The sequence below is a fragment of the Vibrio intestinalis genome, from assembly GCF_025195085.2.
Lineage (GTDB): Bacteria > Pseudomonadota > Gammaproteobacteria > Enterobacterales > Vibrionaceae > Vibrio > Vibrio intestinalis.
In genome coordinates this window covers 548,548-564,512 of the sequence record NZ_JANAVY020000001.1, presented here as the reverse complement: position 1 = coordinate 564,512, position 15,965 = coordinate 548,548, and the positions used below count along the sequence as shown (strand labels likewise).

Here is a 15,965-nt window from a genome sequence, read left to right as displayed (position 1 = left end):
CAGTTCTACTATGCAAAATACTTCGATGAAACAGCTTCGTGATATCCCATTTGTGATGGGGTCTATCTTTTCAATTGTATTGGTGACGCTGTTATTTCTAAACAACCGAATAGCCTTTAGCACCTTTGAAGAGACGATCTACAACGGTGTAATAGAAGAAAAAAAGCAGCATGTAGCTGGCCAAGTCAACATTGTCTCTCATGAGATACGTTACCAAGTTGCGACTCAGCGTAAGCAGATTGATACCGCATTAAAAGACGCGATTAGCTTAGCGACGGGAGTGATAGATACCTATTTAGCGCAAAAGTCTCGTGCGGGAGCGGAGCCTAGGTTGAGGGATGTCATTTCATTACTTGCTCCTTTGCGTTTTTCTAATGAACAAGCTTACTTTTTTATGTTCAGCGGCAAAGATGAAACGATCTTAATGCACCCTGGTGCCCCGAACGCGATAGGTCAAAGTATTCGAGATTTTTCACAATCTCCTTATGTCACTCATTCTACCCAACCACAAAAGGTAACGTGGAATTTCATGGGGCAATCTAAGGTCGGCTATATCGTTTATGTGAAAGAATTTGATGCGTATATAGGTATTGGGCGCAGCATTTCGGGCATTGAGAAAGAGGTCGAAAAAAGAGTCGCCGATTGGATCTCTGAATATCGATTTGATGAGACCGGCTACATTTTTATCGTCAGTATTGAAGGGAAAATCCTCGCTCATATTGACCCTGATATGGTCGGTATTCCGGCTCGATATATTGATCTGTTTTTAAACGGTATTGAGCAGTCGGGTAAAGGCCAAAGTGCTTATGTTACTTATAATGCGCCATTCACACCTGATGGCCTTAAAAACAACTTAAAAACCTCTTTCGTGCAGTTACTTCCTGAGTTTGGTTGGATTGTGGGTGGTGGTGTTTATTTAGATGAAGCACAAGGTATTGCGGCCAATCATACTGAAACGTTCACCTTGCTGAATCAATCGGTGAAAGAAGTGACTGGCATTATTGCGGTTATTACCATTGTTATCTTAATCGCCATGTCTTATCGCATGAGCCATTTTGTCCGTAGCCTAATTGAACGATATCAAGAGGTTATTCATTCACAAATAGAAGAACTCAAGCAAAGAGCGAATCAGTTAGACACATTAGCTTATGTGGATAACCGAACAGGTTTGGCCAATCGCCGCGCATTTGAGCGAGAGTTTCAACGTTGGGTTGCGATGGGTGAACAACGTTTGTATTTAGCCTTTCTCGATGTGGTCAAACTCAAGCGAATTAACGATTTATACGGCTTTGATTGCGGTGATAAAGCGTTAAGCCATGTGGCAACGCATTTACGTGCGCTAGAGGAAAAAGGCGCAAAGGTGTACCGATTTGCAGGCGATGAGTTTGTTCTATTAGTGCCATGCTGCGTCGATAATGGCTGTGAAGATACCATCAATCATATCCATTCAGCGATACCGAGCGTTCTGAACTACAAAGGTTTAGATCTCGACATTAAGTTCAACGTGGGTGTTGCCATGTACCCGAATGATTCTGATGACATATCAGAACTGATTAAGATGGCAGGCATTGCCCTTTCAGATGTTCGCAAGCGAGATGATCGTTGGATCGAGTTCTATAATGAGCAAATTGGCCAACAAGTGGCTCGGGATCAAAGCTTAGAGAGCCAGTTACCGTTGGCATTTGGGCGCAGCGAAATACAGGTACACTTTCAACAGCAGCGATGCTCAGTTAGCGGAAAGCTACATGGCTTTGAAGCGCTGTGTCGCTGGTATTCTTGTGAGTTTGGTATGGTTTCGCCAATGGAGTTTATCCCCATCGCTGAGCGTAGTGCGTTGATTTATGAGTTGGATATGCACGTTACAGGCTTGGTATGTCAGCAGTTACCCCAATTGGACCATGCTTTAGGGCAGACGGACTTTTTGGTCTCCATTAACATGTCGCCGATAAGTATCGACCAAGCTGATTTCGTTGAGCGATTGAATAAGATCGTGCTCGGTCATGGCATTGATCCCAAGCGAATCACTATCGAAGTCACGGAAAACATTTTCCTCGAGAAAGATAGCGAAATTCTGTCACGGCTTCGATCTTTAATGTCTTACGGTTATAAGTTGTCGCTAGATGATTTTGGTACAGGCTATTGCTCTTTTGCTTATTTGGGTGAGTTGAGAGTTGATGAAATCAAGATTGACCGCGCTTTTGTCACGGACATGTTTAATGACTCACGTTCGCAAAAATTGATCGAATCTTTAATCAGCTTCGCTAAAGTCGACAATACCTTGATTGTTGCAGAGGGAGTGGAAACAGAAGAGCAAAAACAAGCGCTTGCCCGTTTTGGTGTGGACGTGCAACAAGGCTACCTCTTTGCTAAGCCAATGCCGATTGAAATGCTGCTGGGCAGTCTCTCTGAGCAAGGAGAGGATAGAGAATGCAGCGTTTAATGAAGCAAAAGTTCATTCTTACTCTCTCTTTTCTGGTTCTTGGCTTGTTTACCGTGGTCACGATCCGGTTCGATTTTCAGGATGAGATGAGCGAGTTTCAATACGTCTCAAATCAACTGCAAGAAGACATCAAAGCTAATGCGAAAGTCGCGTTGCTGCTGTCGTTTATTTTGAGTGACTCTGAACTGTTTGTGTCCTCAGTTAAACAAGGGAAGTTGGGAGGTTCACTTTTTAAAAGAGTGGGAGGTGGAGAAGACAAGCAAGCGCTTTCTTTGGTTAATCAATTTGCCGAGCAAAATCCGATATTTTTTGATGATGACACGCCAGTGCGGATTCGGTTGAGGAAGGATAAGCAGCTGTTATCTAACTCGCTTGATGAACTTAACCCAGAAGAGCATGAGCGTATTTTCCAGTCCAGTTACTGCCTGTTAAAGAAGGTGTGCCAGAGGTACACAGGGGCTTATTCGGTCAAAGATGGTGTGGCCATAGGTCACCCTTATTATGATCATCGCCAAGAGCGTTGGATTATTTCTTTGCTTGCGCCTATCACGGTTAACGATAGGGTAATTGGCGATGTAATGGTCGATACGATATTGCCTGACGCGTTATACGATGTTTCCTCGCATTTTCGAGAAGGGCATTTAATTCAGCTTGTGCTGGGTAATAAGCCCACATGGCATTCCACTCAGCGTTCTTATACGCTTGATAACGTCAAATCACTGGTGGTGTATAAAGACCTTGTAGAGCTCTGGGTTCGATATGGCTTGGTGATATTGCTCAGTACCAGCTTGTTTATCGCCATTTCCATCTATGTGGCGAAAGTGGATAGAGTGAAAATGGTCGCCAGAACCGCGCTGTATGACCCATTGACTCAAGTGTATAACCGCAAGGTGCTTGAATCAGATGAATTGGCCCAAGTGCTGATTAGCCATCCGCAATGCGCGCTGTTTTGTATTGATGGTAATCGCATCAAGGCCATTAACGACGCTTATGGTCACCACATTGGCGATCTTGCTATTCAGGCGATTGCCCACGCATTGCAATCAGGTTTTCGGTCATCTGACTTCGTTATTCGAATGGGTGGTGATGAGTTTATTGTTATTGCGCCAAGTTTTGGTGATCAGAGAATTAAAGCGTTTATTCCCCACCTTAAAAATCATATCCGAAGCCAGACACCAGCAGAGCTAACTCTGCAAGACGAGTGGATTTCAGCCTCTATCGGCGCTTCGACGTTTTCAGGGCGAGAGGGCTTACCATCCGCAATTAAGCTAGCGGATGAACGGCTGTATCAAGACAAGCCCAGCTATGCTTGTCGAAGATGATGCTTGGTGAGCACTGTATTTAATCATCGTGAGCTTAACTATTTGGTGTTATGGCCACGACGTTTTCGCTTGAGTTGAGCCGCTCGATGATTCTATTGCTTTGATGAATATTCACCGAAAGGCGGTTTATGAGCTTTTGGAATGACTCAATGTCTGGAATATCGCCAGATAGAACTGCTTGCTCAATAGTTTGAGTTTGCTGAGCTAGGTTATCGAGTTGCAAGTTGAGTGCGATGCCTTTCACGCAGTGTAATGTTTTGTGTAATTGTTCTGCATCTTGCTCAGAATATGCCTCAATGAGCTGATCGATCGCCAGCTCAAAATCGGCGATTAGTGTGTCAACAATGCTGCGGTAAGTCTCAACGTCTTGCTTAATCTCGCTGAGTATTTCACTGTTGGTGAGTTCTTCTTCTGTTAGTGGTAGCGCTGAGGCCGGCGCTCTTTGCAGGGTAATGACATTGGTTTGCTCAACCTGAGTGGGCTCAGCACTTTTTTGAGCCTGAATTCGATGGGCGAAGCTAATCAGCGCGTCACAAAAACTCTCATGTTGCAGCGGTTTGGTCAGTACGTGGTCTGCTCCGGCTTGAATGAAATCATCATGCGCTTCTCTAAACACGTCGGCGGTATAAGCGAATATCAATGTATTGATATTGAGTTGCTGACGAATAAAGCGGGTGGCTTCCACGCCATTCATTTCTGGCATGTGATTATCCATTAAGATGAGATCGTATTGGTTAGTTTTGGCTAACTGAGTGGCGATTAAGCCGTTCTCGGCGATCTCAACACTATGGCCCAATTTAGCGCAGAACCCTTTCGCCACGATGGCATTTACGCGGTTATCTTCAGCAAGCAGGATTTTAAGTGGCCTATCTTGGCTTGGCGCGAAGTGTGTTTGTTCATCTTGAATCACTTGTTGACTGAGGCCTGTTTCGAGCGGTAAGCGAACCGTAAAGGTACTGCCTAGGTTGATTTCGCTGGATAAGGTAATTTCACCGCTCATCAGATGAGTTAAGCGCTCAACAATCGCAAGGCCCAAGCCACTGCCACCAAACTCACGGGTTGTTGAGGTATCTGCTTGTTCAAAGGATTTAAATATTGCGCCGTGCTTGTCTTCTGGAATGCCGATTCCGGTATCTGAGATTGCCAACTGTAATTGGCTATTTGGCTCTGGTGTGAGTGTGGCCGTGATGGTGACACCACCTTGGTGGGTAAACTTCACCGCATTGCCTGCTAGGTTAAACAAGATTTGGCGCAGTCTTGCTCTATCGCCTTTGAAAAATCGATTGGGTTCAATTTGTTGGTTTAACTCAAATTTGATGTGCTTTTCTTCTGCTAATGGTTGTATCGCACTCATTACAGGAGCAATCACTTGGTTGAGATAGAAAATGCCATTTTCTAGAGTCAGTTTGTTCTCTTCAATTTTGGAAAAATCCAAAATGTCGTTAATCACTGTTAATAGGTGTTGGCCTGACTCCAAAATAATATGGGTGTTTTGTTTGGTGGTCGCTTCTTTGGTATCGGTTGCGATGATTTGCGCTAGCCCAAGCACGCCGTTCATTGGTGTGCGAAGTTCATGGCTCATGGTGGCTAAAAACTGTGATTTAGCCTTGGCTGCATTAAGTGCTTTTTCTGACGCTTGCTCTAACTCTTGGTTGAGTTGATTGAGCAGTCGATAGCGTCGGTAGCCCAGATACATAAATAAGCCCAAGCAAAGCATCATGGCCGTTGAGGCAAATAACCAAGTTAGGCTGAGGGAGTTTTGGCTTAGTTGACGTAGTTGATTGCCTGTTTGTTCAATGAATGCTTTGTGCTGCTCGTCTAATACCGTTTGGCTGAGGCTTTTTCGGCGGTTTTCTATGGTTTGAAGCTGTTGAGAAAATTGGCTGATTTGCGGGTGTTTTACATGGTCACTTAGCTGATTCGCTTGCATGAATGAGACAAACTGCCAATTGATGTTTTGATCGTTAGGAATGTTTTGTAGCGCTTTATTAAATAGAGAATTGAGTGAAATTTCTGCGTATTTTTTGGCAACTTGAATGCCCACGAGTAGATCTAACTTTGAGGTGATCTGCTTAAGTTGCTGGTGGTAATTGGTCAGCGTTGAGAGCGTGTTTTCATGGTTATGGCCAAGCTCAAACCAATGGGCTTTAGAGGCTTCGTTTTTTAGTTTGAGTGAGCGTTTTTCAAGCTCAACGATTTTTTGCGTAAGTTTGAAATGCTGGCGTGAATCATGGCTATCGTAGTTGAGAATATCATCTCGGTGATTAAGTAGGTCATGGCTGATTTTATTGGCTTGCGCCTGATAGTTTTCAAGCAATCGACTGGAATAGTAACTCTGCGCTGAGAGCGCGAGCGTGGCTACAATCAGAGTGATAAGAAAAGCAGTGATGGGCAAAGACCTATTCATTTTCGAACTCCTGTAAAATTAGCGGTCTGGGCGCTGAAAGTGCATTTAAAAACGCTTCTATATCACTTACGGTATTGTCATCCATGGTAATACCGAGTTGTCCTTGAGCCATGATTCGAATGGCATCAGTCAGGTTTTCTGTTCGGCCGTCATGAAAATAAGGTGGTGTGTTAGCGACATTACGTAAGCTAGCCACACGAAAATAGAATTTGTCTAAGCCATCATTGGTCACTAAGTGTCGACCAGTATCTTCGGTTTCCAGTTGTGGTGTGAAATAGCCAAATTTTTGGATCATATTACCGCCAACGTTAGTACCTTGATGACATTGCACGCAGCCGACGGTTTGGAAGGTTTCCCAACCTCGTTTTACTTGATCGGATATGGCGTATTGATTGCCGTTAAGGTATTGGTCAAAAGGAGAACCAGGGGTTTGCAGCGCTCGCATAAACTCAGCCAACGCAAACGCGACGTTGTCTTGATTGATGTCGAAGTTGGGGATGGATTTAAAGAGTGCGCGATAGCGGGTAGATTGCTTGAGATAACGAGTTACATCACCCCAGTTGGAATCCATTTCGACCGGATTGGTCAGCGGGCCATTTATCTGCTCTTCTAAAGAGTTGGCTCTGCCATCCCAGAAAAAACGATAATTTAAACTGGTATTAAATACGGTAATTGAGTTGCGAATGCCACGACCATTGACACCGGTAGATACCGCTGTAGGCTCGGCGCCATTGCTGCTAAGATCATGGCAACTCTCACAACTGATTGCTTGATTCGAGGATAGGTTGGGATCTTTGAACAATACCCAACCCAGTTTCGCTATCTCACGATTGAACTCTACATCGTTAGGCACGGGCATAACCAATCCATAATCTAAGATGGAATCTTCGTTCGTCGATTGAGGCTGAGCTGCCGTGCTATACAGCATTAAAATGCACAGGCCAACGATGCGTTGAATCATTATATTCTTAATTATATTGTGGATTTATAAATATAATATTAGTTGCATATTGTGCGAATTCAATCCTCGCCAATCACTCAAGCTTGCTTAATGTAAAGGTATCACTCATGCAAAAACTCAATGATTCTAGTTTGTTTAAACAGCAATGTTTAATTGATGGTCAATGGCTAGGCAAACCGAGTGGTCATACTGTATACAACCCTTATGATTCGAGTGTTTTAGGTCAAGTGCCGAATTTAGATTCCGCCGACATTGAACGTGCGATAGCGAGCGCACAAATCGCATTTGAATCATGGCGGGGATGTTTAGCGGCAGAACGAAGTAAAATGCTGCAACGATGGCATCAACTGATTCTAGAAAACAGTAACGATCTGGCGCGTATCATTACCCTTGAACAAGGCAAACCATTAAAGGAAGCGCAAGGTGAGGTGGCGTATGCCGCTTCTTTTGTCGCTTGGTATGCTGAGCAAGCAACTCGAATTAATGGCGAGATCGTCCCTAGTCATTTGCCAAACTCTAAAATATTGATAGAAAAGCAGCCAGTTGGTGTCGTTGCGGCAATCACACCATGGAACTTCCCAGCAGCAATGATGACGCGCAAATGCGCGCCTGCCATTGCCGCTGGTTGTAGCGTTATAGTTAAACCGTCACCCGATACGCCATTTACTGCTCTAGCGCTAGCTGAGTTGGCTCAGCGCGCTGGTTTTCCAAAGGGATTGCTGCAAGTCGTGTGCGGCGACGCGGCCAGCATAGGGCAGCAGTTGTGCATTAGTGAGCAAGTCACCAAATTGTCGTTTACGGGTTCTACTCATGTAGGCAAGTTATTGATGGTGCAGAGCGCCAATACCGTAAAGCGCTTGTCATTAGAGCTAGGTGGCAACGCGCCCTTCATCGTGTTTGATGATGCAGACATTGAACAAGCCCTTGATGGTTTGATGATCGCGAAGTTCCGTAATAGTGGACAAACTTGCGTCGCAGCGAATCGTATCTTTGTACAAAGCGGCATTTACCATCGTTTTGCCGCTGCGCTGGTGGCGAGAGTTGAAGCGCTAAAGATAGGAAATGGCTTAGATAGTCTTGATATTGCACCGTTGATTCATCTAGAGGCGGCCATCAAGGTTAAGCAACAGGTGGAGGATGCACTGCAAAAAGGAGGCGAACTACTAAGTGGTTCAATTCCTAGCGGTGAAACTAATCTACTGACGCCAATGGTATTAATTAATGCTAATGATGAGTGGTTGTGTAGCCAGCAAGAAACCTTTGGCCCTATGGTGCCTTTGTATCGATTTGATACCGAACAAGAGGTGATCGAGCGCGCTAATGCCACAGAGTCTGGCCTTGCTGCTTATGCTTATAGCCAAGACATTGGCCGTTGCCTGCGGTTAGCAAACCGTTTAGAGGCAGGCATGGTTGGGCTAAATCAAGGCTTATTATCATCAGCCAGTGCGCCATTTGGCGGCGTGAAGCAATCGGGCCTTGGCCGCGAAGGGGCAGAACAAGGGGTCGAAGAGTACCTCGAAACCAAATATGTGTTGCTTGGTGGTAATGTACTTTAGGCTAAATATCCGCTGTTACTTTTTAAGCGCGGCCCAGATTACAGCGCCGTTGGTTTCGAAGTCGTTTTCTTCTTGGCAGCGCAGCAAGTAGTCATCGACTTTAATGACCGCGCCAAGTGAGTACGCTTCGTCTTGGTAATAACATAATCGATGAGATGAGGCCGCGCCATCAACCACCACTACCGGTTTTACGGGTGGCCTTAATACCTTTTCTGCGCTTTGGCTTGGCAGTGAAAAAAGACAAAGTGCGATAAGGCTATAGATTTTATGCATTAGATGTCTCCATATTTGCGTTGGTATCTTGGCAACATACTCTCGTTGCCAAGTATGCCACCTTGGTGCACGTAGAGGATGGTTTTGTCTTGATTGTTTGGCTGCCATTGCTGCAAACATTGCCACATTAAAGGATCGTACAGTAAATCGAACTCGACGCTGGTTTGTTCAAGGAGTGCGTGCCAAGTGTGATAATCCGCTTGGTACAGTTTGCCGAAATGGTGCTTTCGATTCAGTGACAAGAGTTCAGGATGTTGGCTTTCCCCTAACTCTAAAAATTGCTTAGTTAAATACTCATTGCCCCCAACACAAGCGCAGGTAAGCACTTGAATGCCATGTGGCGCTAGGTGTTTATGCAGATAAAGTGCAGTCGTCCCTGTGCCTGAGGGAAGGGCCACCACAAACTGTTTATCACTTTCAAAACGAGCCCAGCTTAGAATTTCGTTAGCCAGTGCTTTTACGCCTACCTCCGCGATTTGGCTTCTTCCACCTTCTGGTACAGCCAAGCATGTCTCGTCGGGTTGGCGCACTTGGTTAATGTAGTCCGCTGGGTGGTAGTGGTGGGGTGATGTTTCAATGAGATTCGCACCAAGCTCTAATGCGCCGCGATAGTTACCCATTGGAGAGCATTTCAACCACTGTGGAATTCGGTCAACGTAAAACTCTAGTTCCCAGCCTTTGATTGCGGCTAAGGCCGCGAGTGAATACAAGGAGTTTGCTTGCGGGCTACCATAACCAATCAGTGTGCGAACCGCAGGGAAATCATCATCTAACAAGCTCATTAATTTCCGCGCTTTGTTACCGGTAAAGTGACTATGTAACTTATCGTCGCGTTTGAGGTAGAAATTAATCCCAGCGAAATGATGTTGAGTAATAGGCGTGTCTGCGAGCTTCATGATTAACAGAGGTGGAATGTGATGGGGGTATTCTACTCCACCTGTGAGTAATCTTGAATGTTAGAATTTAGAAATGGATGGTGGCGATGCAGCCGCGCGTAGGGTGATTGCTGAGTGAAAACTGCCATTCGTAACGGCGACATAAATCATCGACGATAAGTAAGCCCAAACCATGGCCATTTTTGTTGGGTATAGAGTCCAGACCGGGGCCGTCATCAATGATTTGCATTTGATCTGCGCTGATGGTGATTGTGATTGCGCCGCTTGAGGTGGCAGCAACACCGTTACGAATCAAGTTACCCAAAATCATGTGCATCACTGGCTCTGTCGCGCGCACTTGTGGCAAGCTTTGAACCTCTAAATCCACCTGTAGCTGTTTGTCCGTCGCCTGTAGGCTGTTGTCATTAACGATGGTTGAGAGTTCTTGCTCTGACACTTGGCGTAGTGGCGCGTCTTCTACGTTGCGCTCATATCGCACGATACTGAGCAGCGCGTCAACCATGGTGATCATTTGCTCTGTTGCGTTACTAATACGGCCTATTTGGCGTATGTTAAAAGCTTTTGTTTCTGTACGTTCTATTAGTTTTGTTGCACCTTTTACCACGGTTAATGGTGTGCGTAGTTCATGGCTGGCGTAGCGCGCAAATGCTTGCTCGCGTTTTAGCGCGTGGTTTAACTCGGTGCGATACTGATTGAGTTTTGCCGTTAAAGTCTGAAACTCAACAGAGGCTTCTGGGGAGATAGTAAATTCAGCGGTGCTGTCACCAGTTTGGTTTTCTAGTTGCAGCGCGATGCCATTGAGTGGCTCGATAAGTTGGCTTGATAGGCGGTAGAGTAGGGTGCCAAATGCGAACATCAATAACGAGACAAAGCTAATGACAATAACGCCAGAATAAATGATCTCTTTTTGCGTCAGCTCCACTTGGTCCATTAAAGAGAGCAGGACAAGATCGTGCATTTCGCCATTGTGTGCGTACTGCCCTTTGTAAACCATTAATGAGTCTTCGTTGTACCAAAAGCCCACTTCGCCAAGATAAGACTCTTTGTCTTGCAGATAATCACGATATTCTTTGGGAATAAGGGATAGGTCATTGTAGGCATTGGTTAACATATCAATGCGTATCTTGCCATTTTCACCAGCAATAAAGCGCTCAGCAGCAATATCTCTATCGAGCAAAATACGGCGCTCGCCAACTCGATCTTCTGACCATTGCAGGGCCATGAGGAAAACCATAAAGGTCACCACGCCTACTGTACAGGAAAGGCCGATAAAGAAGATGGCTAATCGGCCAGTAAGCGATTTCGAGCTGCGAAGCACACGCATAAGTTAGTCTATCTCCAAGCGAAATCCGAATTTGGGTACGGTCATTAATAAGGGCTTAGCAAAAGGTTTATCGAGTTGGTTACGTAACTGGTAAATATGGCTACGCAGCACGTCATTGTTTGGCTCTTTCTCTTGCCAGAGTTTCTCGGCGATTTCTTGTCTGGTGACCAGTTCGGGCGCTTTGATACAAAGCATCTCAAGGATGGTGTAAGTGGTTGGGTTGAGCGCTAACAAGCGGCCCTCACGAAACACTTGACGAGTTTTTTGGTCAATCTTGATTGGACCGATTTCCAGAGTGCTAGAGGCAATTTGGCCACGGTAGCGTTTGATTAAAGCGGTCATGCGCGCTTCTAAAATCTCTAGATCAAATGGCTTAGTGAGATAGTCATCCGCGCCGTGATCAAAACCACTTAGCATGTCTTCACGGTTATCGAGCGCAGTAAGCATTAACACTGGCGTTGAGTTGCCGCTTTCACGCAGTTTATTGCAAACGGTTAGGCCATCCATTCGAGGTAGCATGAGATCGAGTAATATCAGATCAAAATTGCCTTCTAGCGCCAATTGTAGGCCTAGTTCGCCGTTGTCAGCGTAATCTAGCTCCATTCCTAGGCTTTCAAAGTAGTCAAATAGAATTCCTGCGACTTCACGGTTATCTTCTACTAATAATACTTTGTTCATCTGCTACCTCTTTGATTTATATAAGCAGTCTACGTACTTTTTTACGCTGAGTAGTAGCGATAATAGCAACAAACTAAGCGTAGAAAAAATGTGAACAACAGAGTTTTCACACGTGCTCTTGTATCTTAATCATATAGCGTCCTTTATAAGATGTCTTTAAAAGGACTTAGTCCCGTTAAGTAGCAGAGTAGTGACTATGAAGTTTATTAATCCTGTTCCCAAGCACTTTGAGTCAGCCGTCACCTTGTCCGTCATCGTACCGTATTTTAATGAGTCAGATGTATTGCCGGAGTTGCACGCTCGATTAACCAAGGTACTCGATGGCATCGAGGATCATTGTGAAATTATTTACGTCGATGATGGAAGCAGCGATGACAGCCTACAAGTGGTTGAAACTTTTAAGTCCACCACCAGCCTAGTTCGCAGCATTTCGCTTAGCCGGAACTTTGGCAAAGAATCAGCGATGAGCGCAGGACTCGAATACAGCAATGGCCTTGCAGTCATTCTGATTGATGCAGATCTTCAAGATCCACCAGAGCTAATTCCCGAGATGTTAGACAAATGGCGCGAGGGCTTTGATGTGGTCAACATGCAGCGCAAACACCGTAATGGTGAAACATGGTTTAAGAAGCGTTCTGCTGCCATGTTTTACCGTTTGCTCAACAGTTTGGTTAAATCTGACATACCTGAAAATGTCGGCGATTTTCGTCTACTAAGCCGCGAAGTGGTCGATCATATTAATCGCTTGCCAGAGCGCAACCGCTACATGAAAGGGATTTTCGCTTGGCCTGGTTTTAAACAAACCACAGTGCAGTTTGAGCGAGATGCCCGTTACTGCGGTGAAACCAAGTGGAACTACTTCAAATTACTTGGCCTAGCGATGGATGGTATTACTTCGTTTTCAATTCGTCCTTTACGTCTAGCGACTGTGCTTGGCGCACTGATCGCGGGCGGTACCTTCTTCTATGGCTTAGTGGTTGTTCTAAAAACCTTGCTAATTGGTGAGCCTGTGACTGGCTACCCATCATTAATGGTGGTGCAACTGGCTCTAGGTGGCGTTCAGCTACTGAGTATTGGTTTATTGGGTGAATATATTGGGCGTATTTTCATCGAGACCAAACGAAGACCTCTTTACCTTGTTCAATCTGTTAATGAACAGCCAGCAATGCCGAAATTTAAATCTGTGGAGAAAAGCGCGTGAGTTTTAATAAAGTCCATTTGTGGGTGATTTTAGCTACAGCCTTATTGATACGCCTGATTTCTTTAGGTGCTTATCCATTAATGGATACCACAGAAGCTCGCTATGGCGAGATGGCGCGTTTGATGGTGGATACTGGTAATTGGCTCACACCTCAGTTTGATTACGGCGTGCCATTTTGGGGTAAGCCACCACTGTTTACTTGGATGAGTGCAGTAGGGATTGAATGCTTCGGCGTCAACGAGTTTGCGGTGCGAGCGCCGCATTGGCTGGCTGGCGTGATTGTGATTGCATTGATGGCTTACTTCTCTCGTAAAGTCGGTTTTAGCGGATTATTGACCAGCGTAGTTTTGGCGACCAGTGGCATTTTTGCTATCGCTGCTGGTGCGGTAATGACAGATATGGCATTGACCTTAGCCATGACTATCGCGATGGTGGGTTTTTACTTTTGTTGGCAGGGCGAGCGCAGATGGGGCTATGTCGGCTTCTTTGGTTTAGCGCTTGGTCTACTAGCAAAAGGGCCTCTTATCATAGTCATCATGGGCATTGCGGTATTGCCATGGCTCATCATGCAGCATGGCTTTATTGCTGCATTCAAAGTGCTTTGGCAGCGTTTTCCAATTGTAACCGGTACGCTAGGAATGTTAGCCATCGCAGTGCCTTGGTACATTCTTGCAGAGCAAGCGACGCCGGGTTTTCTTGATTACTTCATTGTGGGTGAACACTTTAAACGTTTTCTCGTGAGTGGTTGGGAAGGGGATTTATATGGCTCAGCGCATGATGAGGTGCGTGGAACCATCTGGCTGTTTTTCTTCTATGCGGCCGCACCTTGGTCATTTGTATTGCCGGTTTTAATGTGGCGTAAACGCAAAGCACTGGGTACAACGATTCAAACCAGTAACGGTATTGTGAGCTTTTTGGTTTGCTGGCTTGTTTCTCCGCTGATCATGTTTACCTTTTCGGGCAACATTTTACCCGCGTATATTTTGCCGGGCGTACCCGCGTTAGGTCTTTTAATCAGTATATTGCTCTCTGATGCGAAGCGAGACCAAGTGTGGTTTAAAGGTGTCGCGAGTATTGCTCCAGTATTGCTGGTTATCGCGGTGGTCTTCATCCAGCTAGTGAAAGGCGATAAAAAAAGTGACAAGGTGATCTTTGAAACCGCATCAACCGAGCTTGCTACTTACTATGTGGGACATCGTCCGTTTTCAGGGCAGTTCTATAGCTTTGGGCAAGCGAAGCGACTAGACGATAGTGTTTTGTTGGCGAACTTAGAGCATTTCCAGTTAATCGGTGAATCTGACATGGTGCAAGATGTGATTGCGGAAAACGAGCTCAATTGTGTGGTGGAATACACTGGAGCCAGCAAGCGTCATTTATATCGGTGTGGTCAATGACGCCGCGCATCATCAAGTTCGCGCTTGTTGGAGGTGTTGGCTTTGGTGCTGACGCCTTGGTTTTCTCACTGATGTTTTATTGGCTGCAATTGCCGATTATGCCCGCACGGATTATCGCGTTTATTTGCGCGGCGAGCGTGACTTGGCTAGGTAACCGAACCTTTACTTTTTCTAAGTCGGATAAAGGCAAGCCACTAGAGCAGTGGGTGAAGTTCATGTGCGGCGCGAGCCTATCCGCTGTGCCTAACTTAATCGTCTTTCAGACGATCGTTTGGAGCTTTGGTCACGCGCAGTTGGTGGTTTATAGCGCCTTAGTGATGGGTATATTAGCGGGTATGCTGAGTAATTACTTCCTTAGCTCGCGCTGGGTGTTCTCCGCACAGAAATAACGTATCTTACTTTTCTCAAGTTAGCGCATCTTTGCAAACGGCCAGTACAGTGTTATCGCTGTGCTGGCCCTTGTTTTTCGTTTCTATACATTCTTGTACTCAAACTTTTCTCTTCGCTGACCGTGAAAACAGATAAAAAAAGCCCAGAACAAAAAGGTTCTGGGCGTATACAAGATTAGGAGTTAATTTGAAAAAGCAGCGTAAATAAATAAGTAGGAAGTAGATTCAGTAATAAACCTGTTTGGCGGCCAGCGAAACAATGAATGCTCTGCTATCTACACTTATTCAGACTGGGCAAATTCAAAACAGTTCAATAAAAAATTAATTTTTTTTAATTTCTTTTTCTTTCAATTTCTTACTCACCACTGGCTCCGAAAAGGTCAGACCAGTTGATAAAAATGTGATGTTAATTGGTTGTTAAGTTTGTTGGGTGGTTGTATATTTCAAACAGGTGTTTAATACGAGTGATTGAAATGGCAACCCGCAATGCTACAAAAGAGAAAATCCTAGATGTCGCTGAAGCTTTGTTTGCAGAGCATGGCTTTAATGACACCTCTTTGAGGACGATAACCAGTAAAGCTGGCGTCAACCTTGCGGCGGTCAATTACCATTTTGGTGATAAGAAAACTCTCGTTAGGGCAGTGTTGAACCGATATTTAGAGGCGTTTATGCCTGCTGTCGCTGATGGTTTGATTACGCTCAACCTTAATCAACACTTCACCATGAATCAGGTTTTCGAAGCCTTGCGTGTTCCTTTAATGTCGCTGGATAACTTACGCCCCAATGGCGCCAATCAATTTATGTCTTTAATTGGCCGCGGTTATACAGACGTGCAAGGCCATTTGCGTTGGTTTATCACCACTCGCTATACCGACACTCTAGAACTGTTTACTCAGTCAGTGATGAAGGCTAATCCAAATTTATCTCGTGAGGCGCTATTTTGGCGGCTCCATTTCACTCTCGGTACTTGTGTATTCACTATGGCCTCAAGCCAAGCTCTGGCGGAAATCGCCAGTAATGATTACCAGCAAACCGTCGATGCCCAAGCCTTATTAGATAGGTTGATTCCCTTTTTAGCGGCGGGTGTCAGTGCAGATTAAAACTCATTGCAAATAAAACAAAGC

General features: G+C 45.2%; 13 protein-coding genes. 7 read left to right on the top strand and 6 right to left on the bottom strand.

The window, feature by feature from the left end; translation table 11 throughout:
* The first annotated feature begins 10 nt into the window (after positions 1-10).
* Both MU515_RS02405 and MU515_RS02400 read left to right on the top strand, forming a co-directional pair.
* Entirely contained in the window at positions 11-2,440 is a 2,430-nt protein-coding gene (locus tag MU515_RS02405) for a bifunctional diguanylate cyclase/phosphodiesterase (protein WP_260258780.1), read from the top strand.
* Positions 2,428-3,762 (top strand): GGDEF domain-containing protein, encoded by a 1,335-nt coding sequence (locus MU515_RS02400; protein ID WP_260258779.1) that lies wholly within the window; start codon positions 2,428-2,430, stop codon positions 3,760-3,762. Before MU515_RS02405 ends, MU515_RS02400 begins: the two co-directional genes overlap by 13 nt.
* A gap of 34 nt (positions 3,763-3,796) precedes the next feature.
* Here the strand turns inward: MU515_RS02400 and MU515_RS02395 are convergent, their stop codons facing one another.
* Positions 3,797-6,169, bottom strand: coding sequence for an ATP-binding protein (locus MU515_RS02395; RefSeq protein ID WP_260258778.1), 2,373 nt, complete (start codon positions 6,167-6,169; stop codon positions 3,797-3,799).
* A complete protein-coding gene (locus tag MU515_RS02390) occupies positions 6,162-7,130 on the bottom strand; it encodes a cytochrome-c peroxidase (protein WP_260258777.1) in 969 nt (322 codons plus the stop codon). Before MU515_RS02390 ends, MU515_RS02395 begins: the two co-directional genes overlap by 8 nt.
* Before the next feature lie 107 nt (positions 7,131-7,237).
* Between MU515_RS02390 and MU515_RS02385 the strand changes: the two genes are divergently transcribed.
* Positions 7,238-8,686: an NAD-dependent succinate-semialdehyde dehydrogenase gene (locus MU515_RS02385; protein ID WP_260258776.1), complete on the top strand. Its 1,449-nt coding sequence runs from the start codon at positions 7,238-7,240 to the stop codon at positions 8,684-8,686.
* Positions 8,687-8,701: 15 nt separating this feature from the next.
* Here the strand turns inward: MU515_RS02385 and MU515_RS02380 are convergent, their stop codons facing one another.
* The 4 genes from MU515_RS02380 to MU515_RS02365 all read right to left on the bottom strand — a co-directional run bounded on the left by MU515_RS02380 (position 8,702) and on the right by MU515_RS02365 (position 11,857).
* On the bottom strand, positions 8,702-8,959 hold the full coding sequence (locus tag MU515_RS02380) for a DUF1496 domain-containing protein (RefSeq protein WP_260258775.1): 258 nt from the start codon (positions 8,957-8,959) through the stop codon (positions 8,702-8,704).
* A complete protein-coding gene (locus MU515_RS02375) occupies positions 8,959-9,855 on the bottom strand; it encodes a 1-aminocyclopropane-1-carboxylate deaminase/D-cysteine desulfhydrase (protein ID WP_260258774.1) in 897 nt (298 codons plus the stop codon). The genes MU515_RS02380 and MU515_RS02375 overlap by 1 nt, the downstream gene beginning before the upstream one ends.
* Positions 9,856-9,922: 67 nt before the next feature.
* Complete coding sequence (locus MU515_RS02370; RefSeq protein WP_260258773.1) at positions 9,923-11,179, bottom strand: sensor histidine kinase; 1,257 nt, start codon at positions 11,177-11,179, stop codon at positions 9,923-9,925.
* Positions 11,180-11,182: 3 nt separating this feature from the next.
* The gene (locus tag MU515_RS02365; RefSeq protein WP_260258772.1) at positions 11,183-11,857 is read right to left on the bottom strand and encodes a response regulator transcription factor; all 675 of its coding nucleotides are present in this window, start codon (positions 11,855-11,857) and stop codon (positions 11,183-11,185) included.
* A 196-nt stretch (positions 11,858-12,053) separates the two neighbouring features.
* On the opposite strand from MU515_RS02365, the gene MU515_RS02360 reads away from it, so the two are divergent.
* The 4 genes from MU515_RS02360 to psrA all read left to right on the top strand — a co-directional run bounded on the left by MU515_RS02360 (position 12,054) and on the right by psrA (position 15,941).
* Complete coding sequence (locus MU515_RS02360; protein ID WP_260258771.1) at positions 12,054-13,058, top strand: glycosyltransferase family 2 protein; 1,005 nt, start codon at positions 12,054-12,056, stop codon at positions 13,056-13,058.
* A complete protein-coding gene (locus MU515_RS02355) occupies positions 13,055-14,452 on the top strand; it encodes an ArnT family glycosyltransferase (protein ID WP_260258770.1) in 1,398 nt (465 codons plus the stop codon). Before MU515_RS02360 ends, MU515_RS02355 begins: the two co-directional genes overlap by 4 nt.
* Entirely contained in the window at positions 14,449-14,841 is a 393-nt protein-coding gene (locus MU515_RS02350; RefSeq protein ID WP_260258769.1) for a GtrA family protein, read from the top strand. The genes MU515_RS02355 and MU515_RS02350 overlap by 4 nt, the downstream gene beginning before the upstream one ends.
* A gap of 464 nt (positions 14,842-15,305) precedes the next feature.
* The gene (gene psrA / locus MU515_RS02345) at positions 15,306-15,941 is read left to right on the top strand and encodes a TetR family transcriptional repressor PsrA (RefSeq protein ID WP_432816126.1); all 636 of its coding nucleotides are present in this window, start codon (positions 15,306-15,308) and stop codon (positions 15,939-15,941) included.
* Positions 15,942-15,965 lie beyond the last annotated feature (24 nt).